Annotated in this window: 26 protein-coding genes; 6 read left to right on the top strand and 20 right to left on the bottom strand. The window is 61.7% G+C overall.

What is annotated here, in order from left to right; genetic code table 11:
- Positions 1 to 178 precede the first annotated feature (178 nt).
- The 9 genes from M5B42_RS18285 to M5B42_RS18245 form a co-directional block, all read right to left on the bottom strand.
- On the bottom strand, positions 179 to 1516 hold the full coding sequence (locus M5B42_RS18285; protein WP_248746640.1) for a metallopeptidase TldD-related protein: 1338 nt from the start codon (positions 1514 to 1516) through the stop codon (positions 179 to 181).
- Positions 1516 to 2958, bottom strand: a complete 1443-nt coding sequence (locus tag M5B42_RS18280; protein ID WP_248746639.1) for a TldD/PmbA family protein — start codon at positions 2956 to 2958, stop codon at positions 1516 to 1518. Before M5B42_RS18280 ends, M5B42_RS18285 begins: the two co-directional genes overlap by 1 nt.
- A 145-nt stretch (positions 2959 to 3103) precedes the next feature.
- The gene (locus M5B42_RS18275) at positions 3104 to 3799 is read right to left on the bottom strand and encodes an RraA family protein (protein WP_103498132.1); all 696 of its coding nucleotides are present in this window, start codon (positions 3797 to 3799) and stop codon (positions 3104 to 3106) included.
- 268 nt (positions 3800 to 4067) lie between these two features.
- The gene (betA, locus tag M5B42_RS18270) at positions 4068 to 5771 is read right to left on the bottom strand and encodes a choline dehydrogenase (RefSeq protein WP_248746638.1); all 1704 of its coding nucleotides are present in this window, start codon (positions 5769 to 5771) and stop codon (positions 4068 to 4070) included.
- 187 nt (positions 5772 to 5958) lie between these two features.
- Complete coding sequence (gene betB / locus M5B42_RS18265; protein ID WP_248746637.1) at positions 5959 to 7431, bottom strand: betaine-aldehyde dehydrogenase; 1473 nt, start codon at positions 7429 to 7431, stop codon at positions 5959 to 5961.
- Positions 7432 to 7539: 108 nt separating this feature from the next.
- Positions 7540 to 8133 carry a transcriptional regulator BetI gene (gene betI, locus M5B42_RS18260; protein ID WP_103498303.1) on the bottom strand — a complete coding sequence of 198 codons (594 nt, stop codon included), beginning with the start codon at positions 8131 to 8133 and terminating at the stop codon, positions 7540 to 7542.
- A gap of 211 nt (positions 8134 to 8344) precedes the next feature.
- Complete coding sequence (choV, locus tag M5B42_RS18255; RefSeq protein ID WP_103498302.1) at positions 8345 to 9523, bottom strand: choline ABC transporter ATP-binding protein; 1179 nt, start codon at positions 9521 to 9523, stop codon at positions 8345 to 8347.
- The gene (gene choW / locus M5B42_RS18250; RefSeq protein ID WP_103498304.1) at positions 9520 to 10365 is read right to left on the bottom strand and encodes a choline ABC transporter permease subunit; all 846 of its coding nucleotides are present in this window, start codon (positions 10363 to 10365) and stop codon (positions 9520 to 9522) included. Before choW ends, choV begins: the two co-directional genes overlap by 4 nt.
- Before the next feature lie 69 nt (positions 10366 to 10434).
- Positions 10435 to 11382 (bottom strand): choline ABC transporter substrate-binding protein, encoded by a 948-nt coding sequence (locus M5B42_RS18245; RefSeq protein WP_103498301.1) that lies wholly within the window; start codon positions 11380 to 11382, stop codon positions 10435 to 10437.
- A gap of 442 nt (positions 11383 to 11824) precedes the next feature.
- Here M5B42_RS18245 and M5B42_RS18240 point away from each other — a divergent pair, with 442 nt between their 5' ends.
- Complete coding sequence (locus M5B42_RS18240; protein ID WP_100942537.1) at positions 11825 to 13204, top strand: L-serine ammonia-lyase; 1380 nt, start codon at positions 11825 to 11827, stop codon at positions 13202 to 13204.
- 433 nt (positions 13205 to 13637) lie between these two features.
- Positions 13638 to 14741, top strand: a complete 1104-nt coding sequence (locus tag M5B42_RS18235) for a GlxA family transcriptional regulator (RefSeq protein ID WP_103499851.1) — start codon at positions 13638 to 13640, stop codon at positions 14739 to 14741.
- A 185-nt stretch (positions 14742 to 14926) separates the two neighbouring features.
- Here M5B42_RS18235 and M5B42_RS18230 read toward each other — a convergent pair whose 3' ends face one another.
- On the bottom strand, positions 14927 to 15187 hold the full coding sequence (locus M5B42_RS18230) for a hypothetical protein (RefSeq protein ID WP_103499517.1): 261 nt from the start codon (positions 15185 to 15187) through the stop codon (positions 14927 to 14929).
- 348 nt (positions 15188 to 15535) lie between these two features.
- On the opposite strand from M5B42_RS18230, the gene M5B42_RS18225 reads away from it, so the two are divergent.
- The 3 genes from M5B42_RS18225 to M5B42_RS18215 all read left to right on the top strand — a co-directional run bounded on the left by M5B42_RS18225 (position 15536) and on the right by M5B42_RS18215 (position 16466).
- The gene (locus M5B42_RS18225) at positions 15536 to 15760 is read left to right on the top strand and encodes a TraY domain-containing protein (RefSeq protein ID WP_248746636.1); all 225 of its coding nucleotides are present in this window, start codon (positions 15536 to 15538) and stop codon (positions 15758 to 15760) included.
- Positions 15744 to 16016 carry a type II toxin-antitoxin system RelE/ParE family toxin gene (locus M5B42_RS18220; protein ID WP_248746635.1) on the top strand — a complete coding sequence of 91 codons (273 nt, stop codon included), beginning with the start codon at positions 15744 to 15746 and terminating at the stop codon, positions 16014 to 16016. Before M5B42_RS18225 ends, M5B42_RS18220 begins: the two co-directional genes overlap by 17 nt.
- Before the next feature lie 171 nt (positions 16017 to 16187).
- Positions 16188 to 16466, top strand: a complete 279-nt coding sequence (locus M5B42_RS18215) for a hypothetical protein (protein ID WP_248746634.1) — start codon at positions 16188 to 16190, stop codon at positions 16464 to 16466.
- A gap of 202 nt (positions 16467 to 16668) precedes the next feature.
- Here the strand turns inward: M5B42_RS18215 and M5B42_RS18210 are convergent, their stop codons facing one another.
- The 5 genes from M5B42_RS18210 to choX all read right to left on the bottom strand — a co-directional run bounded on the left by M5B42_RS18210 (position 16669) and on the right by choX (position 21441).
- On the bottom strand, positions 16669 to 17832 hold the full coding sequence (locus M5B42_RS18210) for a gamma-butyrobetaine dioxygenase (RefSeq protein ID WP_248746633.1): 1164 nt from the start codon (positions 17830 to 17832) through the stop codon (positions 16669 to 16671).
- A gap of 24 nt (positions 17833 to 17856) precedes the next feature.
- The gene (locus M5B42_RS18205) at positions 17857 to 18333 is read right to left on the bottom strand and encodes a thioesterase family protein (RefSeq protein WP_248746632.1); all 477 of its coding nucleotides are present in this window, start codon (positions 18331 to 18333) and stop codon (positions 17857 to 17859) included.
- A gap of 170 nt (positions 18334 to 18503) precedes the next feature.
- On the bottom strand, positions 18504 to 19469 hold the full coding sequence (locus tag M5B42_RS18200; protein ID WP_100942532.1) for an L-carnitine dehydrogenase: 966 nt from the start codon (positions 19467 to 19469) through the stop codon (positions 18504 to 18506).
- Positions 19470 to 19536: 67 nt separating this feature from the next.
- On the bottom strand, positions 19537 to 20424 hold the full coding sequence (locus M5B42_RS18195; protein WP_100942531.1) for a 3-keto-5-aminohexanoate cleavage protein: 888 nt from the start codon (positions 20422 to 20424) through the stop codon (positions 19537 to 19539).
- A gap of 72 nt (positions 20425 to 20496) precedes the next feature.
- Positions 20497 to 21441 carry a choline ABC transporter substrate-binding protein gene (gene choX / locus M5B42_RS18190; protein WP_248746631.1) on the bottom strand — a complete coding sequence of 315 codons (945 nt, stop codon included), beginning with the start codon at positions 21439 to 21441 and terminating at the stop codon, positions 20497 to 20499.
- 194 nt (positions 21442 to 21635) lie between these two features.
- On the opposite strand from choX, the gene M5B42_RS18185 reads away from it, so the two are divergent.
- Entirely contained in the window at positions 21636 to 22580 is a 945-nt protein-coding gene (locus tag M5B42_RS18185) for a GlxA family transcriptional regulator (RefSeq protein WP_248746630.1), read from the top strand.
- A gap of 8 nt (positions 22581 to 22588) precedes the next feature.
- Here the strand turns inward: M5B42_RS18185 and M5B42_RS18180 are convergent, their stop codons facing one another.
- From M5B42_RS18180 to M5B42_RS18160, 5 genes are all read right to left on the bottom strand, one after another.
- Positions 22589 to 23005, bottom strand: coding sequence for a DUF3010 family protein (locus M5B42_RS18180; protein ID WP_248746629.1), 417 nt, complete (start codon positions 23003 to 23005; stop codon positions 22589 to 22591).
- Positions 23006 to 23034: 29 nt separating this feature from the next.
- Positions 23035 to 23358 (bottom strand): helix-turn-helix transcriptional regulator, encoded by a 324-nt coding sequence (locus M5B42_RS18175; RefSeq protein ID WP_248746628.1) that lies wholly within the window; start codon positions 23356 to 23358, stop codon positions 23035 to 23037.
- A complete protein-coding gene (locus M5B42_RS18170; protein ID WP_100942525.1) occupies positions 23342 to 23596 on the bottom strand; it encodes a type II toxin-antitoxin system RelE/ParE family toxin in 255 nt (84 codons plus the stop codon). Before M5B42_RS18170 ends, M5B42_RS18175 begins: the two co-directional genes overlap by 17 nt.
- A gap of 115 nt (positions 23597 to 23711) precedes the next feature.
- Positions 23712 to 24197: a DUF3592 domain-containing protein gene (locus tag M5B42_RS18165; RefSeq protein ID WP_152741114.1), complete on the bottom strand. Its 486-nt coding sequence runs from the start codon at positions 24195 to 24197 to the stop codon at positions 23712 to 23714.
- A gap of 69 nt (positions 24198 to 24266) precedes the next feature.
- Entirely contained in the window at positions 24267 to 25043 is a 777-nt protein-coding gene (locus M5B42_RS18160; RefSeq protein ID WP_248746627.1) for a DUF4239 domain-containing protein, read from the bottom strand.
- Positions 25044 to 25101: the final 58 nt, after the last annotated feature.

Here is a 25101-nt window from a genome sequence, read left to right as displayed (position 1 = left end):
GTCAGGGCAACTGACTGAACGGATAGGTATGCGGGTGTTTCGGTCAGAGATCTTGTGACCGCCGCGGACCTGTAGGAGCAGGGCTTGCCCGCGAATAGGCCCTTGAGAGCGCTAAAAGCTTCGCGGGCAAGCCCTGCTCCTACAGGTTTTGCGGTGTCCGTGAGAGCGGACTCCAGGTTTACAGGGTCAGGGTCAACTTGCTGATCAACGCCCCCGGCAGCAGGTTCGACGCGGTCTGTCGCTGGTCGTAGGTGCTCGCCGACAGCAGCAGCTCGCGTTCCTGGGTCAGGGCTTCCAACTGGCTGCCCAACAGGCTGTAGACACTGTCATCGAAGCGCATGGTGCTGACCGGCGCCTGGATCTCGCCGTTCTCCACCCAGAAGGTGGCGAAGCGGGTCATGCCGGTCATCCGCGCCGCCGGTTGGTCCGAGTAGTTCAGGTACCACAGGTTGCTGATATACAAGCCGGTGCCCAGTCGCTTGAGAATATCGGCCTGGGCCAGTTGCCCGGAGCGCATCTGCAAGGCACCGGGATACTCGCCGCCGCTGGCACCGTTGGTGGTCAGCCCGTACTCGGCGGCACTGCGGGAGTTGATCAACTGCTGGTCCGCCGCGCCCGCGGCCACCAACGACACGTCGCCACGCGGATAGCCTTCGTTGGAAAACGCCGGGCTCAACGAACCACTGATCTGCTCGCTGAGCCAGACGCTGGGACTGAAGCTGGCCTCGCCCGCGTAAAGCTTCTGCAGCGGGCTGTGCTTGCTGCCGATGGCCTGGGCCGAGAAGCCGCCCCAACTGAGCATGCCCATGACTTCTTCCAGCGCCGCCGGTGCCAGGTAGGCGCGATACTCGCCCGGCGCCAGGGTGCGCAACGGTCGGCCGAGAAACTCGAGTTGCTCACGGGCCTGCTGGAAGCGCCGGGCAAAGCCGTCGCTGTTCCAGTCATGGCCGGCGTAGCTGGCTTTCACCGCCTGGCCGTTTTCGTGGAATAGGCTCCAGTCAAAGTTGAAACTATTGGCCTGGTGCCAGCCAAAGGCCCCGTCGGAACTGGCAAAGCCCCGGCTGATGGGACCGGCGGCGTAGAACCCGACCAGGTCCAGGCCGACCGAGGCGCGGCTGATTTCCTCCAGTACTCGCGCCGTCTCCGGCAACGGATGGCTCTGCACATTCTGGCTTTGCCAGGCGTTGTGGTTGAGCAGCAGGTACGGGTCCGCCGGCAACAGCGGGAGGATTTCGCGCAGTTGTTGCAGGCCGTCCGCCAGGCGCTGACGGTCCGGCTCAGGTTCGCCGGAGAGGGTGATCTGCAAGTCGGCGTGGCGACCGTCGTCGATCAGCTTGAAGCTCAAGCTGGCCTGTTGCACCTGCCCGGCCTGGCGCACCCGGCCCTGATTGAAACGGATAAAGTCCGACGACTCGGCGGCATAACCCAGGGTGAAACGTTCCGTGGCGTGCAGTTGTTCCTGCAAACCGTTGACCAGCGCGCGGAAGTGTTCGACCTGACTCAGTGAAGTACTCATCAGGCATCTCCTCCAAACACATCGACATTGCTGAAGACACAGGCGGGCGAGGCATGCCCGACGCGGATCACCTGGTTGGGCTCGCCCTTGCCGCAATTCGGCGTGCCCAGGACCTGGAAGGTCTCGGCGTTGCCGACGGCGCTGAGATTGCGCCAGAACTGTGCGGAAATTGCCCGGTAGTTGGGATTTTTCACCACGCCCTTGAGCTCGCCATTTTCTATCAGCTGGCCCCATTCGCAGCCGAACTGGAATTTGTTGCGGGCATCGTCGATGGACCAGGAACGGTTGGTGGACATCAGGATGCCTTTCTCGATAGCGCCGACCAGTTGGGCGAAGGACTGGTCGCCCGGTTCGATATTGAGGTTGGCCATGCGGTCGATGGGCGCGCGGTTCCAGCTGCAGGCGCGGCTGTTGGCGACGCCGTCGAGGCCGGAGCGGAACTGTGACAGCGCGCCGCCCAGTGGACGCAGCAGGCGGCCTTCGCGAATCAGGAACTCCTTGCGGGCCGGGGTGCCGTCGTCGTCATGGCCGTAGCTGGCCAGTTGCTGCGCGATGGTCGGATCGAAGGTCACGTTGAGCAGCGCCGAGCCATATTGCAGGCTGCCGAAGTCGCTGGCCTTGACGAAGCTGGTGCCGGCGTAATTGCGTTCGTCGCCGAGGATGCGGTCCAGTTCCAGCGGGTGGCCGATGGATTCGTGGATCTGCAGGATCATCTGGTCCGGGGTCAACAGCAGGTCGCGCGGGCCTTGCGGGGTGTTGGGCGCCAGCAGCAATTGCAGGGCCTGGTCGGCGATCCGGGTGCCGGCGCCGATCATTCCGGAGCGGCCGATGACATCGGCGCTGCCTTGCTGGCCGAAGTTTTCCCGGCCCAGGGTCCGGGTCTGGCTGTCCGCGCCGTCGTAGGCGGTGACGCTCAGGCCCGGGTAGACGAAGCGCAGGGCTTGGCGCAGTTCGGCGCCGGCGTTGTTGAGGTAGATCTGTTCGACCTGGGTCAGGCCGAGACTGACTTCCCAGTTGACCAGCCGCTCGTCCTTGGGCACGGCGGCGGATTCGGCGCCGAGCAGGGCGTAGCAGTCGCTCAGTGACGGGAAGGGCTGGTCGAGCTGGGGCGAGCGGTAATCGGCGCGGTCGCTGGAGACGGCCTGTTGGCGCAGGTCGAGCAGGGCGTGGGGGGCCATCAAGCGGGCGTAGTTTTCGGCACGTTCGAGGGCGCTTTGCAGGCCGGCCTGGGACAGGTCGTTGGTCGCGGCATAGGCTTCGACGCCGTTGACGCGGACGGTCAGCATCGCGCCTTCGTCGAGGCGCAGGCTTGGGGGTTCGGCCACGTTCTTGCGCACCGACAGGTATTGGCCGGATTCGCGCACGTAACGCAGCGAGAAGAATTCAGCGCCCGTGCGCAAGCCGGCGAAACGCTGCTTGAGCTGGGGGTGGAAGTCGAACATGGGGAACCTCCTTGTGCGGGGTGTTCGGGAGGGCCTCTTCGCGGGCAAGCCCTGCTCCTACAGGGTAGTGTCGTACACAAGTGCCGTGAGCGACGAAAAACTGTAGGAGCAGGGCTTGCCCGCGAAGCTCTTGAGGCTTTTGACCTTAGAGCGGGCAGCCCTTGGCGCGCAGGATCGCGTCGAAGCGGTCCGGGTCCAGGGTGCCGGCTTCAATCGCCGCCAGCGTCGCCTTTTCCCGCGCCAGCAGGTCGTGGCAGCGGATCAGCAATTCCGGCAGTTCGGAGCGGGCCGCGGCGACAACGCCGTCACCGTCGCCGATCATCAGGTCGCCCGGGGTCACCAGCATGCCGGCACAGGAAATCGGTACGTTGATCTCGCCACCGCCGTCGGTGCTCGGGCCACGGTGCACGCCGCCGATGGCGTAGGCCGGCAGTTCGCCGGTCTGCCATTCGTCGAGGTCGCGCAGGGCGCCGTTGATCACCACGCCGACGATACCGGCCTTGAGGGCCATGGCGCGCATGATGCCGCCGAACACGGCGCGGGTCAGGTCGGCGCTGCCGTCGATCACCAGTACATCGCCAGGGCGGGCCATCTGCATGGCCTTGAGGATCATCAGGTTGTCGCCCGGGCGCACGCGTACGGTCAGGGCATTGCCGAGCATCGGGGTGTTGCCGTGGAACGGTCGCAGGCCCAGTCCACCGACGTTACGACCGAGGCAGTCGCTGACCGCGGCGGCCGGGATCTTGCTGAATTCCGTCAGCCACTTGGGGTCCATGGGCTCGGGGTTGGGATTGATCAGGTAGCCGGTGGGCCATTTGCTCGAAGATACGACATCAAACATGGGAAAGCCTCGTGGCCAGCAATGTGGCGGCGTGTCGAATTGGGGCGGGGGTGAAACGTTTGCGCGCCATTAGATTAGGCCTGCGCGGGGGGTAGGAGCAAGGGTAGGGCGGTGTGGGGATTGTTTACGTTATGTGGTGGGAGATTGATGTTGCCTGAACTGACGCATTCGCGGGCAAGCCCTGCTCCTACAAGGTGGTGGCGTACACAAATTCTGTGAACGACAAAAAACTGTAGGAGCAGGGCTTGCCCGCGAAGCTTTTCAGCGGTTACTGCGCAGTGCGGTTCACTTCACGCAGCGGCTTGCCACGCACCGGCGCCTCACCCGCCACATAGTAGTCGGCCTTGCTGCGCGGCAGTGGCTGGCGGCCACGGATCTTGTCGGCGATTTTCTCGGCGATCATGATCGTCGGCGCGTTCAGGTTGCCGGTGGTGATGATCGGCATGATCGACGCGTCGACCACCCGCAGGCCTTGCATGCCATGCACGCGACCCTGGCTGTCGACCACCGCCATCTCGTCGGTGCCCATCTTGCACGAGCAGGACGGGTGGAAGGCGGTCTCGGCGTGCTCGCGGACAAACTGGTCCAGTTGCTCGTCGGTCTGCACCTCGATCCCCGGGCTGATTTCACGCCCACGGTAAATATCCAAAGCCGGCTGTTGCATGATTTCCCGGGTCAGGCGGATGCCGTCGCGGAATTCCTGCCAGTCCTGCTCGGTGGCCATGTAGTTGAACAGGATGCTCGGGTGCTGGCGCGGGTCCTTGGACTTGGCCTGCACCCGACCGCGGCTCGGCGAACGCATGGAACCCATGTGCGCCTGGAAGCCGTGTTCTTTCACGCCGTTGCTGCCGTTGTAGTTAATCGCCACCGGCAGGAAGTGGTACTGGATATTCGGCCACTCGAATTCCGGGCGGGTGCGAATGAAACCGCCGGCTTCGAACTGGTTGCTGGCGCCGATGCCGGTGCCGTTGAACAGCCATTCGGCACCGATGGCCGGCTGGTTCCACCACAGCAGCGATGGGTACAGCGAGACCGGCTGGGTGCAGGCGTATTGCAGGTACAGCTCCAGGTGGTCCTGGAGGTTTTCACCGACGCCCGGCAGGTCGTGGACCAGCGGGATATCCAGGCTTTGCAGGAGCTTGGCCGGGCCGACGCCGGAGCGCTGGAGGATCTGCGGCGAGGCGATGGCGCCGCTGCACAGCAGGACTTCCTTGCGGGCGCGGACTTCGACCGGTTCTTCGGCCGAACCCAGCAGGTAACGCACGCCGACCGCACGCTTGTCTTCGAACAGAATCTTGTCGGTCAGGGCGTGGGTGACGATGGTCAGGGTCGAGCGCTGCTTGGCCGTGTCCAGGTAACCACGGGCGGTGCTGGCGCGACGGCCCTTGGGCGTGACGGTGCGGTCCATCGGACCGAAACCTTCCTGCTGGTAGCCGTTGAGGTCGACGGTACGCGGGTAACCGGCCTGCACGCCGGCTTCGACCATGGCGTGGAACAGCGGGTTGTTGCCGGCCTTGGGCGTGGTCACGCTGACCGGGCCTTCGCCGCCGTGATAGTCGTTTGGACCGATGTCACGGGTTTCGGCCTTGCGGAAATACGGCAGGCAGTCGAGGTAGGCCCAGTCTTCCAGGCCGGGCAGCTTGGCCCAGCCGTCGTAGTCCAGGGCGTTGCCACGGATGTAGCACATGCCGTTGATCAGCGAGGAACCACCGAGGCCCTTGCCGCGTCCGCACTCCATCCGGCGACCGTCCATATGCGGTTCCGGGTCGGTTTCGTAGGCCCAGTTGTAGCGCCGGCCTTGCAGCGGGAAAGCCAGGGCGGCGGGCATCTGGGTGCGAAAGTCGAAGCGGTAGTCGGGGCCGCCGGCTTCGAGCAGCAGGACGGTGACACCGGCGTCTTCGGTCAGGCGGGTGGCCAGGGTGTTACCGGCGGAGCCGGCACCGATGATGATGTAATCGAATTCTTGGGACATGAAATGCAGCCCTCGTTGAAGTGGGTCGGGGCGGGGCGTCTCAGGACGAGTGCCTTGCACTCGATTCGTGGGCAAGCTCCGCTCCCACAAGGTTTGAGCCAGACGCAATAGCTGCGAACGACGAAAAACCTGTGGGAGCGGAGCTTGCCCGCGAAGACGGCCTCACGGGCAATACAAGACTCGGGTCTTAGAACACCGAGGCGTAGTCACCCAACTCGACCTGTACCGATTTGATCCGGGTGAAGTTGTTCAGCGAGCTGATGCCGTTTTCACGGCCGACACCCGACTGCTTGTAGCCGCCGACCGGCATCTTGGCGTCGGACTCGCCCCAGGCGTTGATCCAGCAGATACCGGCTTCCAGTTGATGAATCACGCGGTGGGCGCGGTTCAGGTCGCGGGTCACCACACCGGCGGCCAGGCCGAAGTCGGTGTCGTTGGCCCGGCGGATCACTTCTTCTTCGGTTTCGTAGCTGAGGATGCTCATCACCGGGCCGAAGATTTCTTCACGGACGATGGTCATGTCATCGCTGCAATCAGTGAACACGGTCGGCGCGACGAAAGCGCCCTTGGCGAATTCACCGGCGGTCAGGCGTTCGCCCCCGCACAGCAGGCGCGCGCCCTCTTCCTTGCCCTTGGCGATGTAGCCCAGCACGCTTTCCATATGGGCGAAGCTGACCAGCGGGCCGAAGTTGGTGTTCTCGTCTTCCGGGTTACCGACGCGGATCCGTGCCACACGCTCGACAATCTTGGCTTCGAAAGCGGCTTTCAGGTGGCTCGGCACAAACACGCGGGTGCCGTTGGTGCAGACCTGGCCGGAGCTGTAGAAGTTGGCCATCATCGCGGTGTCGGCGGCGCGGTCGAGGTCGGCGTCGTCGAAAATGATCAGCGGCGACTTGCCACCGAGTTCCATGGTCACGTCCTTGAGCGACGAGCTGGAAGCGCTGGCCATGACCTTCTTGCCGGTGTCGGTGCCGCCGGTGAAGGAGACTTTCTCGATGCGCGGGTGCTCGGTCAGCCAGGTGCCGACTTCCCGGCCGCTGCCGGTCAGAACGTTGAACACGCCGTCCGGCACGCCAGCCGCGGTGTAGATCTCGGCCAGTTTCAGGGTGGTCAGCGAGGTGACTTCACTTGGCTTGAAGATCATCGCGTTGCCGGCGGCCAGGGCCGGGGCGGATTTCCACAGGGCAATCTGGATCGGGTAGTTCCATGCGCCGATACCGGCGACCACGCCCAGCGGCTCGCGACGGGTGTAGACGAACGAAGTGGTGCGCAGCGGAATCTGCTCGCCTTCGATGGCCGGCACCAGGCCTGCGTAGTACTCCAGCACATCGGCACCGGTGACGATGTCGACATAACGGGTTTCCGAGTAGGCCTTGCCGGTGTCCAGGGTTTCCAGGGCGGCCAGCTCGTCGTTGCGCTCACGGAGGATGTCGACGGCACGACGCAGGATGCGCGAACGCTCCATGGCGGTCATCGCGGCCCAGATTTTCTGGCCCTTTTCGGCACTGACCACGGCCCGCTCGACGTCTTCTTTGGTCGCGCGTTGCACTGTGGCGAGAACTTCACCGTTAGCCGGGTTGATGGCATCGAAAGTGGCATCGCCGCTAGCGTCGGAGTAACCGCCGTCGATGTAGAGTTTTTGCAGTTCGAAACGGGCCATAGTGTCCTCGCAAGTGCATAAGTGGTTGGCGTTAACCGCCAGGTACGCCAGTAAGGTTCTGGCAACACCGGTCGGCAGTCGTTCAGGGGCCGAGCGTTTCCCGGTGCTCTAGCGCTCCTGCTTAGCCAGTTGGAAATCCATGTATTCGTAAGCGATCCGTTGCGCCTGTGCGGTGTCGAAAGCGTCTCCCGACAACGCGCCGCGCAACCACAAACCGTCGATCAGCGCGGCCAGCCCGCGTGCGGCGCTGCGGGCTGCGGGCAGCGGCAGGACGCGGCGGAACTGGCAACACAGGTTCGAATACAGACGGTGATCGTTGATCCGCTGCAACCTGTGCAAAGACGGGTGGTGCATGCTGGTGGCCCAGAAGGCCAACCAGGTTTTCATGGCCGGGCCATTGACCTGGCTGGCATCGAAGTTGCCTTCGATAATCACCTGCAGATGGGCCTGCGGGCTGTCGTCTGTCAGTGCCAGGCGACGCGCGGCGACGTTCTCGATCAGGACATTCATCAGGTAGCGCATCGTGGCGGCGATCAGGCCATTCTTGTCCTGAAAATAGTGGCTGATGATGCCATTCGAAACCCCGGCCAAGCGGGCGATCAGCGCAATGCTGGCATCCGCCATCCCGACCTGGTCGACCGCCGTCAACGTCGCGGCGATCAATTGCTGACGGCGTATGGGTTGCATACCGACCTTGGGCATCGTGCACCTCTCCTCAGACCTGTTGGTAGCCAGGAAGCGGCTACCGGCATGGGGACCAGTCTATTTTGTTTTGATTGAACGTTCAATTAACAAAAAACCGAGGTTACGACAAATCACCGTTATCCGGTGGCTCTTCCCCTGCGGCCAGCGGTAAAACGACATTCCGAAAACAAAGACGCCGCGATGCGCTCGCGGCGTTTTTGCATCGGTCTCAACCGAGGTTCTTGCCCAACAGTGCGTGATACAGCTCGCTGTCGCCGAGAATCCCCACCACCTTGTTGTTGTCGTGCAGCACCAGCTTGTGGCCGGTCTGGTAGCGGATCTGCAAGGCATCGCGCATACCGATGTTCGAATCCACCAGGGTCGGCGTACGCCCCAGGCCTTCCACCGCTTGCCCCTGCACCCAGCTTTGCAGGTTCAGGACGGCGCCGTTCTGGCGGGCACCCTTGACGGTGTTGCCTTCGGCCAGGTCGATCCACGAATCGCCGCCCGGGTCGAGGCACACCGAACCGTTGACCCGCTTGCAGTTGTCCAGGGTGCGCATCAGGCTGCGCCCGCACAGCACATTGAGCGGATTGGTGTGGGCGACGAAGGTGCGCACATATTCGTCCGCCGGGTTGAGCACGATGTCTTCCGGCTTGCTGTACTGGATGATCCGGCCGTCTTTCATGATGGCGATACGGCTGCCCAGCTTCAGGGCTTCATCCAGGTCGTGGCTGACGAACACGATGGTCTTGTGCAGCTTGCGTTGCAGGTCGAGCAGTTCGTCCTGCAAGCCTTGGCGGATCAGCGGGTCGAGGGCCGAAAAGGGTTCGTCCATCAACAGAATGTCGGCGTCCATCGCCAGGGCGCGGGCCAGGCCCACGCGTTGTTGCATACCGCCGGACAGTTCGTCGGGCTTCTTGTTGCGCCATTGTTCCAGACCGACCAGTTGCAGCTTCTCGTCCACCAGTTGGCGGCGTTCCTTTTCAGGACGACCCTGCATCTCGAGGCCGAAGCTGATGTTCTCGCGCACCGTCAGCCAGGGCATCAGGGCGAACTTCTGGAACACCATGGCGATGCGCTTGGTGCGCATCATCTTCAGTTCCGCGTCGGTGCAGTTGGCGATGTCGATCTGTCGACCTTCATGTTCGACGAACAAGTGGCCACGGCTGACCGTGTTCAAGCCGTTGATGCAGCGCAGCAGGCTGGACTTGCCGGAACCGGACAGCCCCATCAGCACGCAGATCTCGCCTTTCTCGATTTCCAGGCTGGCGTTTTCCACACCGACGATCTGGCCGGTCTTTTTCAGGATCTCTTCACGCTTGAGGCCTTTGTCCAGCAACGCGAGGGCCTCTCGCGGATTCTTGGAGAAGATGACGTCTACCTTGTCGAAGCGAATGATGCTCATGCGTCACCCCTTACCTGTGCGTCGGGTTGTTTGCAGATACGGTCGAGCATGATTGCCAGCAATACGATCGCCAGGCCGGCTTCGAAGCCGAGGGCGATATCAGCGGTGTTCAGTGCGTTGACCACGGGTTTGCCCAAGCCATCGGCACCCACCAGCGCGGCGATCACCACCATCGACAACGACAGCATGATGCACTGGGTGACACCGGCGGCGATGCTCGGCATGGCGTGGGGCAGTTCAATCCGTGAGAGCAGTTGACGACGCGAGCAGCCGAAGGCCTTGCCGGCGTCCATCAGTTCTTGCGGTACATCCTGGATACCCAGGTAGGTCAGGCGGATGGGCGCGGCAATCGCGAACACCACCGTGGAGATCAGACCGGGGACGACACCCAGACCGAACAGGGTCAGGGTTGGAATGAGGTACACGAAGGTCGGTACGGTCTGCATCAGGTCGAGGACCGGACGCATCAGGGTGTAGAACATCGGCTTGTGCGCGGCGACGATGCCCAGCGGCACGCCGATCACCACGCAGACCAGGGTGGCGAACATCACCTGGGCCAGGGTTTCCATGGTTTCCTGCCAGTATCCCAGGTTGAGGATCAGCAGGAAGGAGGCGATCACGAAGGCGGTCAGCCCCCATTTGCGCTGGATCAGGTGGGCGATCGCCGCGATCAGCGCGATCAATGCCAGCGGATTGAACCAGGCCAGCGCGAAGGTCACGCCGTGGATCATCGCTTCCAGCGTCGAGGCGATGAAATCGAAGTAGTTGGCACCGTGCTTCGTCAACCATTCGACGAACGCCGCGATGTACTGGCCCAGGGGGATTTTATGTTCAGTCAGCATGGTATTGAACGTCCACATGCGGGGAAATAAATGCCAGTCCAGGCGGGCGAACCCGCCCGGACGTGGCGGTTATTGCGCGAGCTTGGCTTTCACGGCTTCCAGGCCTGGTTTACCGTCAATGGTGGTCACGCCCGCCAGCCAGGTGGTCAACACCTGTGGGTTCTTCTTCAGCCACGCCTTGGCAGCGGCTTCAGGCTTCATCTTGTCGTCGAGGATGTTGCCCATCAGCGAGCTTTCCATGTCGACGGTGAACTCGAGGTTCTTCAGCAGTTGGCCGACGTTGCTGCATTCCTGGGTGTAGCCCTTGCGGGTGTTGGTCAGGACGGTCGCGGCGCCGAAGTCAGGGCCGAAGTACTCATCACCACCGGTGAGGTATTCGATCTTGAAGCGCTTGTTCATCGGGTGCGGCGCCCAGCCCAGGAAGACCACGGCGGTGTCGCGTTTCTGCGCACGGTCGACCTGCGAGAGCATGCCGGCTTCGCTGGACTCGACGACTTTGAAGCCGGCGTCTTTCAGGCCGAAGGCGTTCTTGTCGATCATGCTCTGGATCAGACGGTTGCCGTCGTTGCCCGGCTCGATGCCGTAGATCTTGCCGTCCAGTTCCTTCTTGAACTTGGCGATATCGGCGAAGTCATGCAGGCCCTTGTCGTACAACGCCTGAGGGACGGCGAGGGTGTACTTGGCGCCCTTGAGGTTGGTGCGCACGGTTTCCACGGTGCCGGCATCACGGTAGGCCTTGATGTCGTTTTCCATGGTCGGCATCCAGTTGCCGAGGAACACGTCCATGTTCTTGCCGTCGGCCAGGGACTTGTAGGTCACCGGCACGGAAATCATCGTGGTCTTGGTTTTGTAGCCCAGGGCGTCGAGTACCACGCTGGTGGTGGCGGTGGTGGCGGTGATGTCCGTCCAACCGACATCCGAGAAGTTAACGGTACTGCACTGTGCTGGCTCTGCGGCTTGGGCCAGCATCGGCAGACTCAGCATGGCGGCCAACAACAACGACGGGGAACCTTTCATGGGGTGGACTCCTGGATGTTTATTTTTGGCAGTGGTCCGACTGGACGATCGCGCTTAGTTATTTTGTGTTGCGGTTGTAGGCGCTGAGGACGGCTCTACCCCGGTGCCTTGCAATCGAGTCGAGACTGATCATGTACCAGCCTAAATCTGTCGCCTACAGGGTGCGTCGTATCCAGTACAGGGAGGGTCGCTTCCAGTGTCGGTGAGGTCGTTTACAGCTTTTTTCCGGCCTTTTTTCCCCTCTGCGCCGCAAAAAAACGCCGAAAATTACCTGTGCGCGGACGCTGGCGTTGCTGGGCATGGGTGCGTCGGTGTGAGACGTCGTGTGGGCTTTCAAAAGGCTGATGATGCTTTATCCCGGCGGATTGCGATGCTTGAGCGTAGCAGCTTCGCCACCGGACGCTCAGGCGTCTGGAACAGGCACTCAGAGGACTTCGCAACAATGGCAATCAGCGTGTTTGACCTGTTCAAGATCGGCATCGGCCCTTCCAGCTCCCATACCGTGGGGCCTATGCGCGCTGCGGCGTTGTTCGTCCAGGGGCTGCGTGAGCGGGGGGAGCTTGCGCAGGTGACGCGGGTTGAAGTGCAGCTTTACGGTTCGCTGTCGGCCACCGGCATCGGTCATGGCAGCGACAACGCGGTGATCATGGGCCTGATGGGCGAATGGCCGGATGCGATCGATCCGTCGCAGATCGGCCTGCGCATCGCCACCTTGCGGGAAACCGACACCTTGCTGCTGGATAACCGCCTGGCGATTCCGTTTGTCTGGGCGCGGGACATGCGCCTGATCGACGAGAACCTGGCGTTCCATCCCAATGCCATGACCCTGGTCGCTTTCGGCGAAGAAGGTAAAGAACTGCATCGCGATACCTACTATTCGGTGGGCGGTGGTTTTGTCGTCGACCAGGCCCAGGCGGAAAGCGGCGTGGCGGATATGGACCGCACGGTGTTGCCGTATGATTTTTCCAGTGCGGTGGAGTTGCTTGAGTTGTGTCAGCGACATGGCCTGAGCGTTGCCGAGCTGATGCTGGCCAATGAAAAGGTCTGGCGGGGTGAGGACGAGATTCGCAGCGGCCTGATGAAACTCTGGCGGGCGATGCAGGATTGCGTCGAGCAGGGCCTCAAGCACGAAGGCATCCTGCCTGGCGGTTTGAATGTGCGCCGGCGCGCGGCCAAGTTGCACCGCAGCCTGCAGGAACTGAACAAGCCCAATGTGATCGGCTCGACCTTGAGTGCGATGGAGTGGGTGAACCTGTTCGCCCTGGCGGTCAACGAAGAGAACGCGGCGGGCGGGCGCATGGTCACGGCGCCGACCAATGGCGCGGCGGGTATTATCCCGGCGGTACTGCATTACTTCATGAAGTTCAGCGAGGTGGTGACCGACGCCAATGTCGTCGACTATTTCCTCGCGGCGGCGGCGGTGGGCATCCTGTGCAAGAAGAACGCCTCGATCTCGGGAGCCGAGGTCGGTTGCCAGGGTGAAGTGGGTTCGGCTTGCGCCATGGCGGCGGCGGGGTTGGCGCAGGTGCTTGGGGCGACGCCGGAGCAGTTGTGCAACGCGGCGGAAATCGGTCTGGAACACAATCTGGGGCTGACTTGCGATCCTGTCGGCGGGTTGGTGCAGGTGCCGTGCATCGAGCGTAATGCGATTGCGGCGGTAAAAGCGATCAATGCGGCGCAGATGGCCTTGCGTGGTGATGGTCAGCACTTTATTTCCCTGGACCGGGTGATCCGCACCATGCGCGATACCGGGGCCGATATGCATGACAAATATAAAGAGACTTCGCGGGGCGGGTTGGCGGTCAGTGCGGTGGAGTGCTGAGGTCAGCCCACTGCCAAGACTGTGCATAAATCGACCACTGTCCCTGGGACGCGCCACCTTTTGGCGCGTCGCAAACAGGTAACTGATAGGCCTTCGCAACACCCGCTTTTCACCCTGTTACCGCCGGTCGACCGTGCTTGCGGTGACACTCCTTCCCGGCGCCGCTCAGCGCCCGGAACACAAGTGCTACCGAAGTGCTCAAGCCCCTTGAGCCTGGCGCTTACAGACCTTTCCCACGCCTTATAACCCGCACTCGTGGCAAGGGCTATATAGACACACCGCGACGTCGTTTTCAGGAGTTATTGAATACCCATTCAACTTTCGGCATGGCAATTGCTCTGTCATTGCAAAGCCCCTCTCCGCGAGAGATCGAGGGCCATAACAAGAGCCTCCGCCTGAGGCCATCACCCGCTTTGTGTGAGGAGATATCGCGATGACGTCGTTCCAGCCCGGGGCTCAACCCCAGAACCGTGCGCCTCAATCCATCGGCTTCCTGCTGCTGGACAATTTCACGCTCATTTCCCTGGCTTCCGCCGTAGAACCCCTACGGATGGCCAACCAATTGTCCGGCCGCGAGCTGTATCGCTGGACGACCCTGAGCGTCGACGGCGGACAGGTCTGGGCCAGCGACGGCCTGCAGATCACCCCTGATGCCTCCATGCACAAAGCGCCCGCCATGGACACCGTGATTGTCTGCGGCGGCATTGGCATTCAACGTACTGTCACCCGTGAGCATGTGTCCTGGTTGCAGAGCCAGGCGCGTCAGTCGCGTCGCCTCGGCGCCGTGTGCACCGGCAGTTGGGCCCTGGCCTGCGCCGGGTTGCTCGACGGTTTCGATTGCAGCGTGCACTGGGAGTGCCTGGCCTCGATGCAGGAAGCTTTCCCGCGCGTGGCCATGAGTACCCGCCTGTTCACCCTCGACCGTAACCGCTTCACCAGCTCCGGCGGTACCGCGCCGCTGGACATGATGTTGCACCTGATCAGCCGTGACCATGGCCGTGAGCTGTCGGCGGCGATTTCGGAGATGTTTGTCTACGAGCGTATCCGTAATGAACAGGATCACCAGCGTGTGCCGCTCAAGCACATGCTCGGCACCAACCAGCCGAAGCTGCAGGAAATCGTCGCGCTGATGGAAGCCAACCTGGAAGAGCCGATCGACCTGGACGAACTGGCGGTGTATGTCGCCGTGTCCCGTCGACAGCTGGAGCGGTTGTTCCAGAAGTACCTGCATTGTTCGCCGTCGCGTTACTACCTGAAGCTGCGGCTGATCCGGGCGCGGCAGTTGCTCAAGCAGACGCCGATGTCGATTATCGAAGTGGCGTCGGTGTGCGGGTTTGTTTCGACGCCGCACTTCTCCAAGTGCTACCGCGAGTACTTCGGTATTCCGCCGCGTGACGAGCGCGTGGGTTCCAACACTACGCAGCAGGTGGCGATGATGCCGATTCCGCAGGCGTTGGTATTGGCGCCGTTGTCCGGGCCGATGTCGGCGTTGAGCCAGGCGCGTAATGAGTCGACGTTTGCCAGCGTGAGGCTCTAAGCCCGAGTCGCCTTCATTCGCGGGCAAGCCCTGCTCCTACAGTTTCGCGGCGTGCGCAGCATTGGCGCACGACGCAGGATTGTAGGAGCAGGGCTTCCCCGCGAAGAGGCCTTCAAGATCGCTGAAAGTTTTGCAAACGATGCAGAAAAATCAGCTTGCGGCAGAAAGCTTACAGGGCGGGTCTGTCAGGGCCGCGTCTGCTGATACCGCGCCAACGCCGGCAACAACTGCTTGTCTATCGCCTGGCGCACGGCCGGCAGGATCGTCGCGCTGCTGGTGTACATATCCTTGACCATCTTGCGCAGCTCATAGGCCCGGGCGTCGTCCAGGCCGCGTACCGCACATTCGCAGGCTTGCTCGGCGGTGGCACCGCTCGGCACTTGCAGGCCGAGGGATTTGAGCTGGCCCAACAGGTCTTCCTGGTCAATCAAATCCGCGTACATCATGGCGCTGGTCCTTGTTCCGATGTGATCGTGTTTCGATTCTGGTAGCCCTGCGCGGTGTCGGCAAGAGCCGATTGCCCGAGTGGCTCTGATACCTATGAACAGGTCGTTTTCGGCTAACTCGCAGGCAGGGCAAGCGAGCACACTGGGTACCAGTAGACCTGTCGACGGTTTGGTCACCCTCGGCGCGGGTTTCTGCGGACACACTCTCTCACCCCGATCCTGTCACGGCTTGATCGGGGTTTTTTTTGCCTTGAAAGGTCAGTCTGCTTCCGATGAAAGGCAGCCGCTGTTGGCTGGTGAACTGTTAAGCTATACGTGTATAGCAATTCTTATGAGGGAGTACAGAACATGCTCGCCATCCGTCTGCCCGTGGAGATCGAGAGCCGTCTGCAAGCTTTGGCGACCGCGACCGGTCGCACCAAGACATTTTATGCCCGAGAAGCGATCCTCGAACACCTTGATCATCTTGAGGATATCTATCTGGCCGAGCAACGCTTGGCGGATGTTCGGTCTGGCCGAAGTCAAACCATAACGCTGGAAGAGTTGGAGCGGCAGTATGGCGTGGAAGATTGAGTTTGAATCTTCTGCAGCCAAAGAACTGAGCAAACTCGACCCACAGACGGCACAGCGAATTCTGAAATTTCTCAGAGGGCGCGTGGCGGATCTTGAGGATCCTCGCAGTATTGGCGAGGCCTTGAAGGGTTCCAAGTTGGGAGATTTCTGGAAGTACCGTGTCGGCGACTACCGCATCATCTCGGAGATCCAGGACCAAGTGGTTTGTATCCTGGTCGTGAGGATCGGTAATCGACGTGACGTCTACAAACATTGAAGCATTTTCTCAAACATCCCGGCTCGTACTTGCTTGTACATGGCCGTGTAACGTCTCTATAGTCCCTCCAGTCATTGCCAATTCAATGACTGGACGTCGCGGTCCATTCACGGAGCCATCCAATCACCCTCGCATTGAAGGTGGTTTGTTACCCTTGAAATGGAGCCCTTAATGACGAACTTCCTTGCATTTCAATCCAACACCACCGATACCCCCGTCTTATTCTTCAATCCTGATGCACCCCTGCGCGACCTTTGCGCATTCGCCAGTCGCCGACTGCGTGGTGCCCGCGATCTTTCGCAAACCTTGACCTGTGCCACGATCAACAATCTGGATGAGCAGGATTTCCGGCACGTGCTGGAGGTGATGTACGCGTTGCTCGATGATGGTTGCGATGTGCTGGAAGTGGTGGAGCAGCGGGTGATGAAACAGGCAGATCGGGTTCAATAGGTAGACCGCGTTATCGTTCTTCGCGGGCAAGCCCTGCTCCTACAGTCCGGTGTCGTGCGCCAATGCTGCGCACGCCGCGAAACTGTAGGAGCAGGGCTTGCCCGCGAAAGGGCCCTTGAGATCGCCAAAAGATTCGCTGGCAAGCCAGGCTCCTACGGATCGCAACAGGCCTGGGAACGCGATTTTTCAGTTCATCCTGGACTCAGCGCTGCAACACCAATATCCGCGACAACAATTCATCCCTATCGATATAGCAGCCCTGGAAATGCCGGGCCCCTGTGGCCGGGTCGAAGGCATTGCGGGCGTGCAGGGTGCGGCGGTTGTCGAAGCACCACAGTTCACCCGGGTTGAGCCGCCGCATGATCCGAAAGCGCGCTTCACGGGTCATGGCAATAAAGCGCCGATAGGCGCCGTACAGCACCGGCATCTGTTCCACCGACGCCTCGAACGGGCCCCGCAGGAAGTTGGCCATGCGGATCTCGCTGACCTGCCCGGTACTGTCCAGCGCAATGACCGGCGCCAGGCGGCGGTAGTCGCTGTGCCGGTCCTTGTTGCGAAACTCCACCGGGATCTCGCTCAAGGCACGGAACGCCGCCGGGTCTTCCCGGCGCAGCGCGTCGGCAATGGCAAAGCCATCGACGAAAATACTCTCGCCACCCTCGGCATCATTCACCAGGCAATGCAGAAATTGCAGGCCCGGTTGCAGCTCGCGGGTTGGCAGGTCGCTGTGCAACGGCAGGTTGAAGGCGGTGTAGGCGTTGCTGTCGGCGTCGGCCTTGGATTGCACGTTGAACAGCACGCCGAAGTTGGTCTGGCGGATAAACGAGATCAGCTTGGCCACCTCAGTCAACGAACCAGGCTCGGTCGGTACGCCACGCACCTGGGTCAGGCCGGTGTCGCGCAAGGCCAATAGCCAGTGCAGCAGGGTTTTCGGGTCCTCCTTGAGGGCGGCGAACTCGAATACCGGCAACTCCAGGCTGCTGCTCCACAGCCGGCTTTTCGGCTTGCTGGCCTGGCGCTCGACCCGCGACTCGTCGTCATAGGCGTGCGCCCGCAGCCAGCCCGGGTCGAAGCGGCTGGCGTGACCGTCCTGCCAGTCGATGCACAGGCAGCCAGTGTTGTCGATGCGGATGGTGGCGGGGGCCAGGCCCTCGGGCACATCGACGATTTCCAGCACCTGTTCGCGGGTCACCGTGTACACGCACTGCGGGCACGGGCAATTGTCCCGTAGCCACACGTGATGGTACGGACTGATACGCCCGTCCGCCCAGTAGACCTCGATGCGATCCGGCAGCGGATGCGCGGCGGTCAGGGCACTGATCAGCGGGTAACTGCGGAAATCGGCAAACGCGGCGGCGGTGTTCACGGTGAGCTCCTTTTCGGGGGATTCTTATTTTTTCGCGGGCAATCCAATCACGCGGCCGATGTATTCGGGGGGCGACAGGTCGCTCTGGCCTTCGATGATGGCTTGCAGTTTTTCCAGCACGGCGTCGGTGAAGGGGGCCGAGCGCGGGCCGGCCAGATCGACGTGCAGCAGCATCTGTTCGTTGCCGGCCAGTTCCTTGTCGCCGCCCACCAGGTGCAGGCTGTGGTAGAGGTGCAGGCGCTTGGCGTCGTGGCCGATGATCTGGGTGCGCACCTCGACCTGGGCGGCGAGTTTGACTTCGTGCAGGTAGTTGAGGTGCAGTTCGAGGGTGAACAACGAGCTGCCGGTGGCTTCGCGGTTATCGCTGTCCATGCCCAGGCGCAGCATCAGGGCGTCGGTGGCGTAGCTGAAGATCAGCAGGTAGAAGGCATCGCGCAGATGGCCGTTGTAGTCGACCCAGTCGGGGATGACTTCGGTGGTGTAGGTGGTGAGGGTGGGCATGGTGGGTGTCCGAAGAGGTGAACAGATCACGAATGAGGGGTGTCTGTCAGGCCGTCTTCGCGGGCAAGCCCTGCTCCTACAGTCCAGCGTCGAATGATTTTTTGCGTACGACACAAAACTGTAGGAGCAGGGCTTGCCCGCGAAAGGGCCCGCCCAGACACCGGAAAAACTTACTCGCTGAAACTCATGCCATGTTTGGCCTTGGTGGTCTTCACCGCCTCCAGCACCGCCAGCAGGCAGTCGTCACGATAGCGTTCCAGGGCCGAGATGCTGTGTTTGCCCAACTGATCGCTGGTCCCGTCGACCACATCGTCAATCAGCTTCTCGGTCAGTTCCGGTGCAGGCAGGTAGGTCCACGGCAACTGCAACGCCGGGCCGAACTGGGCCATGAAGTGCCGCATACCGGCATCGCCACCGGCCAGGGTGTAGGTCAGGAAGGTGCCCATGAACGACCAGCGCAGACCCGCGCCAAAGCGGATCGCATCGTCGATTTCGCCGGTGGTGGCGACGCCGTCGTTGACCAGATGCAGCGCCTCGCGCCACAGCGCTTCCAGCAGGCGATCGGCGATAAAGCCCGGGACTTCCTTGCGCACGTGCAGTGGGCGCATGCCGAGGGATTCATAGACTTTCATCGCGGCTTGCACGGCTTCGGGGGCGGTGTTCTTGCCGCCGACCACTTCCACCAGCGGCAGCAGGTACACCGGGTTGAACGGGTGACCGACCACGCAGCGCTCCGGATGGGTGGCGCCTTCATAGAATTCGCTGGGCAGCAGGCCCGAGGTGCTGGAGCCGATCAAGGCGTTGGGCTTGGCCGCGGCGCTGATCTTGCCGTGCAGTTCGAGTTTCAGCTCCAGGCGTTCCGGAGCGCTTTCCTGGATAAAGTCGGCGTCCTTCACACATTCTTCGATGGTTGCGACAAAACGCAGGCGGTCTTGCGAAGCGCCAGGGGCCAGGCCTTGTTTCTCCAGGGCACCCCAGGCATTGGCGACGCGCTTGCGCAGGGCCGCTTCGGCGCCGGGCGCCGGGTCCCAGGCGATCACATCGAGGCCGTGGGCGAGGGCGCGGGAGACCCAGCCGCTGCCGATGACACCGCTGCCCAGGGCGGCGAAGGTTTTGATTTCGGTGATAAAGCTCATGGCAACTTCCTGCGCAATAGGGTTTTGGCAATACGATCACTTGTAGGAGCAGAGGTGTGTCAGTGGATCAACCGCGCTTGGTCAGCCCCATCTTCACCCGCCCTTCGGCCGGGGTCAGGACGCGGGCACCGAGACGGCTGAGGATTTCCGAGGCGCGTTCGACCAACTGGCCGTTGGTCGCCAGCACGCCCTTGTCCAGCCACAGGTTGTCTTCCAGGCCGACCCGCACGTTGCCGCCCAGCAGCACCGCTTGCGCCGCCATCGGCATTTGCATGCGGCCAATGCCGAAACCGGCCCACACCGCGCCCGCCGGCAGGTTGTCGACCATGGCTTTCATGGTGGTGGTGTCCGCCGGAGCGCCCCACGGAATGCCCAGGCACAGTTGGAACAATGGGTCGTCCAGCAGGCCTTCCTTGATCAGTTGCTTGGCAAACCATAGGTGACCGGTGTCGAAGATTTCCAGCTCGGCTTTCACACCCAGCTCTTGAATACGTTTGGCGCCAGCGCGCAGTTGCGCCGGGGTGGAGACGTAGATGGTGTCGCCGTCGCCGAAATTCAGGGTGCCGCAGTCCAGGGTGCAGATTTCCGGCAGCAACGCCTCGACGTGGGCCAGGCGGGTCAGCGGACCGACCAGGTCGGTGTTCGGGCCGAACTCCATCGGGTTCTCGCCGGCACCGATCTCCAGGTCGCCGCCCATGCCGGCGGTGAGGTTGACGATGATGTCCACGTCCGCCTCGCGGATACGCTCCATCACTTCGCGATACAGGGCCACGTCGCGGCTGAACTTGCCGGTTTCGGGGTTGCGCACGTGGCAATGCACCACGGTGGCACCGGCCTTGGCCGCCTCCACGGCAGCCGCCGCGATCTGTTTGGGCGTGACCGGAACGTGAGGGCTTCTGCCGGTCGTGTCGCCAGCACCGGTGAGTGCGCAGGTGATGATGACGTCGTGGTTCATGGTGCGGGTTCCTTACAGGCGTGGTGGTTCACACCGCAGCCATCAAGGGCTGCGGGTGCGATTTTCGGTGATTTACTTGCTGGTCAATTGCAGGTTTTCAGCGGCCGGCTTGCCATCGAAGGTGGTCACACCCTCCAGCCAGCGGGCCTTGTCCTGTGGGTGATCCTTGAGCCACTGCTTGGCTGACTCCAGCGCGTCCTTGTGGTCGAGCAGCGGTTGCATCATGCGGCTCTCGTCGGCGGCGCTGAAGGTCAGGTTGCTCAGCAGCTTGTTCACGTTCGGGCATTGTTCGGCGTAGGTCGGCGCGGTGACGGTCCAGACGGTGGCCATGCCTTCGTTCGGACCCAGGGCGTTTTCGCTGCCGGTGAGGTAGGTCATCTGGATGTTGACGTTCATCGGGTGCGGCGCCCAGCCGAAGAACACCACGGCTTCCTTGCGCCGCACGGCGCGATCCACCGCCGAGAGCATGGCCGCTTCACTGGATTCCACCAGCTGGAACTTGCCCAGGCCGAACTGGTTCTTGGCGATCATTTCCTTGATCTGGGTGTTGGCGCCCGAGCCGGGCTCGATGCCGTAGATCTTGCCGCCCAGCTCTTTCTCGAACTTGGCGATGTCGGCGAAGGTCTTCAGGCCCTTGTCGGCCAGGTAAGTGGGCACGGCCAGGGTGGCGCGGGCATCCTTGAGGCTCGGTTCGGCCAGGACCTTGACCTGCTTGGCGTCGACGAACGGGGTGATGGTCTGGGTCATCAGCGGGTTCCAGTAGCCCAGGAACATGTCCAGGCGCTGGTCGCGGATGCCGGCGAAGATGATTTGCTGGGAGGCGCTGGTCTGTTTGACCTGGTAGCCCAGGCCATCGAGCAGCACCTGGGTCATGGCACTGGTGGCCATGACATCGGTCCAGTTGACCACGCCGAGGCGAACGTTCTGGCAGGAGGCTTGGTCCGCGGCCATGACCCCTGTGCTCAGGAGCGCGGTACCGGTGAGTGCAAGCGCACAGCGGCTGATCAGTCGTTTCATGATGGTTTCCTCGGCAGGACGTTATTGTGGGGCCCGGCGTCTTCGTGCGCCGGTGATGCCACGTTACGCAGCCCGGCCTTGCTGAAAACGCACAGCGGCGACCGACTCTTGCACAGCAGCGACCTGTGCTCTTGTGGCCGTCGTGCAACTGGCGTATCACGTCGGGAACGCTACCCGTCTTGCGAGCGCGTTCCATGTCCCAGGATTTCTATTTCTTGTTGATGCCGGGTTTTTCGGCGATGGGTTTTATCTCGGCGATCGAGCCCCTGCGGGTGGCCAATCGCTTTCGCGGCGAGCTGTATCGCTGGCACGTGTTGAGTGCCGATGGTGGGGCGGTGCTGGCGAGCAATGGCATGTCGGTCAACGCCGATGCGGCGCTGGAGCCGTTGAAGAAGGGGGCGACGTTATTGGTGGTGGCGGGTTTCGAGCCGCTGAAGTTCGCCTCCCCAACGTTGGCGCACTGGTTGCGGCGTTTGGACCATGAAGGCGTGACGTTGGGCGGTATCGACACCGGCAGCGTGGTGCTGGCCGAAGCCGGTCTGCTGGAAGGGCACCGGGTGACCCTGCACTGGGAGGCGCTGGAGGCCTTCAAGGAATCTTATCCACAGCTGGAAGTGACCCAGGAACTGTTCGAGATCGATCGCCGGAGGATCACCTGTGCCGGCGGCACTGCGTCCATCGATATGATGCTCGACCTGATCGGCCAGGCCCACGGCCCGGAACTGGCGATCCAGGTGTCCGAGCAGTTCGTGCTGGGGCGTATCCGCCCGCGCAAGGATCACCAGCGCATGCAGATCGCCACGCGCTACGGCATCAGTAACAAGAAGCTGGTGCATGTGGTTGGGGAGATGGAACAGCATATGGAGCCGCCGTTGAGCACGCTGGAGCTGGCGGAGTCGATCAAGGTGACACGGCGCCAGTTGGAGCGTTTGTTTCGGCTGTATCTCAAGGACACACCGAGCAATTTCTACCTGGGCTTGCGGCTGGAGAAGGCGCGGCAGTTGTTGCGCCAGACGGACATGAGCGTGCTGGAGGTGAGCATCGCCAGTGGGTTTGAATCGCCGTCGTATTTCACCCGCAGCTACCGGGCGCGATTTGCCCAGTGTCCGCGGGAGGATCGGCGCGGGATAAAGGCGTAGGCGCTGACTTACTTTTTCATCAGCGCCGCACAGGCGGCCTTGTAGGCTTCATGCTGATATTTGTTCAGCGTGGCCGGCAGGGCGAAGTCGAACTTCTTGTTCTGGGCGTTGATGGTCTGCGGTGACAGCAGCGTCACCTCGCAGTTTTCCAGCAACTGGAAAATCCCTTCGATCTTGAAAGTGGTCGGCCCACCGGCAAATTCGCCTTTCTTGCTGCGCTTCTTGATAGCAATCCGTTCGATGCCCGCGTCCTGGACGAACGCCTTGACCTGGGCGGCGAAGGCTTTGACGTTGGCGGCCTCGTCATCCTCGTCCAGGGCGATTTTCTTGATGGCGACGGCCACATGCGCGAGGGCGCTGCCCTGCAAGGTGGCGATGGCGAAGATAGCTTCGCTTCCTTTGATTTCGATGCCGCAGAGGGTCATTGGAGTCCTTGGAGAAAAAGAGGGAAGGCTTAGAGTTCCAGTTGATCGGCTTTGATGCCGAAGACCGCGGCAATCTTCTCGCGGGTCGCCTTGCGAGGTTTGTTCACGGATTCCTGCTGGGCGTAAGCCGGTTGGGAAATACCCAGGCGCTTGGCCACTTCGTCCTGCGTCAGGTCCAGATGTTCACGCCACGCACGAATGGGGGTGGCGCCGTCCACTATACGGCTGACGACTTCGTGGGGAATCAAATCGGCTTCAGTCTGCTGTGCCACGTATTGCGCATAGGGTATGACGACGAACGCCGGCCGCCCGTCGGCACCGTTGATGATCTGGATTTCAGTAGGTACGTTCATCGCGCTTCTTGACCTCTTGAATACTGACTACTTTGATCGTCCCTTCCCAATCGAACAGAATCCTGTAGCGACCGACTCGCATACGGTAGCCATAGTCATGCTGACTCAGCGCCTTGACGTTGCTGACGTCAGGCATGCCGCTGAGGATGGTCACCGCATCGCGAATGTGAACCTGATCCCGGGAATGCAATCTCAGAAGTTGCTTGGCCGCCTTTCGGGTCCAGAAAATCGTATTCATGGGATGATATAAGTCTTTTATAAGAATTGCGAATACTTACTTATATCTTCCCTCAGGACAACGCATGAACATTGTCCTGATGTTACGTCGGCGGGCCAAGCTATTCAGGGGCCAATCAGTAATAGACACCCTCCTCACGAAACCTCGCCATCTGCCGGTAATTCCAGCACAGCAGGCAGAGGCACAACGCGATCAGGCTGACACTGGCGCTGAAGATGTAAAAATCCGCGCGTTTGAAGCTGAATTCGGTCTTCAGGCTGTGAAAGCTCGGGAACCAGTCGGAATAGACGATCTGCACATGATCGCCGATCTGGTACGTCGGGTTCTGTACCCTGGCGTTCAGCGAGTGAATGCCCTGGCCGCGGTGGCCCATTTCGTAGTCGAAGGCGTAGTAGATATCCGCCGGGGAAGCCTCTTTGCGGGTATTGATGACCTGCGTGATGGTGCCGGTCACTTCCCGTGGCGCCGCCTTGATGGCGGCATACAGCAGCCCGCCGCTCTTGGACAGCGCCGCCATGCCAAAGGCCAGGAAAATCAGGAAAAGCAGCAGGACGCCTCGGGTAAAGAGGTAGTCATGTTCGGTTTCTCGGGGCGCGTACATTCAAGTTCCTTTTGAATGAGTGGGTTCACTGCCCAGTCTAGTCGCTGTCCGTGGCCCGTGCAGGGCGCGTTAATCCATGGTTTTGCGCAGGTCGAGCATGATCTGGTCGAAGTAGTCGACGCGGATAAGGCCGATCCGCGGGTACTCGAAATCCAGGATCACATACAGCACACAGACCATCACCAGCGCATAACCCAGGCTGTACAGCCAGTTGCGCCTGGCCGTACCGGCCATGTCGTAGCCGATGAACAGGGCGCTGACCAGGGTCAGGGCGACCAGCATCAGGTAGATCACCAGTGGCGGGTGGGTGTCCTGGGCCACTCCCCGGGTGGTGGTGATGTCGATCATCGAGTTGAGGGCTTGCAGCAGATTGGAGCCCAGCGCCGGCGTGGGCATCTGCGGCAGCGCGGCGACCGACTGTTTCCAGATCTCCAGCTGCAAGGCATTGCCCCGCGCGTTGTCCAGGCTGGAACGGTCGAGTTCGTTGAGGTCGCGGTAGTAGGCGATGCGTGCGTCCACATAGTCGCGAAACGCCTGGCGCAAGGCCGGTTGGTTGGCCGGCGGCAACAGGTCCAGGCGTAACCAGGCGGTGCCCATGGCGTTGGTTTCTTCGACGATCAGATTGCGCCGGGCATCCAGCCGGGTGGCCGCGCCGGAAAAGGTGAAGGCGATCAACAGCGCCAACAGGCCAAAAACCGCGCCTTCGATGGCGCTGGTGCCGGTCCGCGCACCCTCGGGGTCGAGGGCCAGATGGTGGTTGCCGATGCGGCGACCGATTTCAATAAACAGCACAATGGCGATAAAAATCGCCAAGGCATACAGCGGAATGGCTGAAAGTGAGCGCATATGAAGATCCTGTGATGATCGTCAACGACTCGCCTGTACAGCCAATTCAGGACGGGAT

The sequence above is a fragment of the Pseudomonas sp. MWU12-2037 genome, assembly GCF_023242345.1.
In the GTDB taxonomy this organism is placed as follows: Bacteria; Pseudomonadota; Gammaproteobacteria; order Pseudomonadales; family Pseudomonadaceae; genus Aquipseudomonas; species Aquipseudomonas gingeri_D.
Note: the sequence above shows the minus strand (reverse complement) of the source record. Positions and strands in the feature narration are given on the sequence as shown.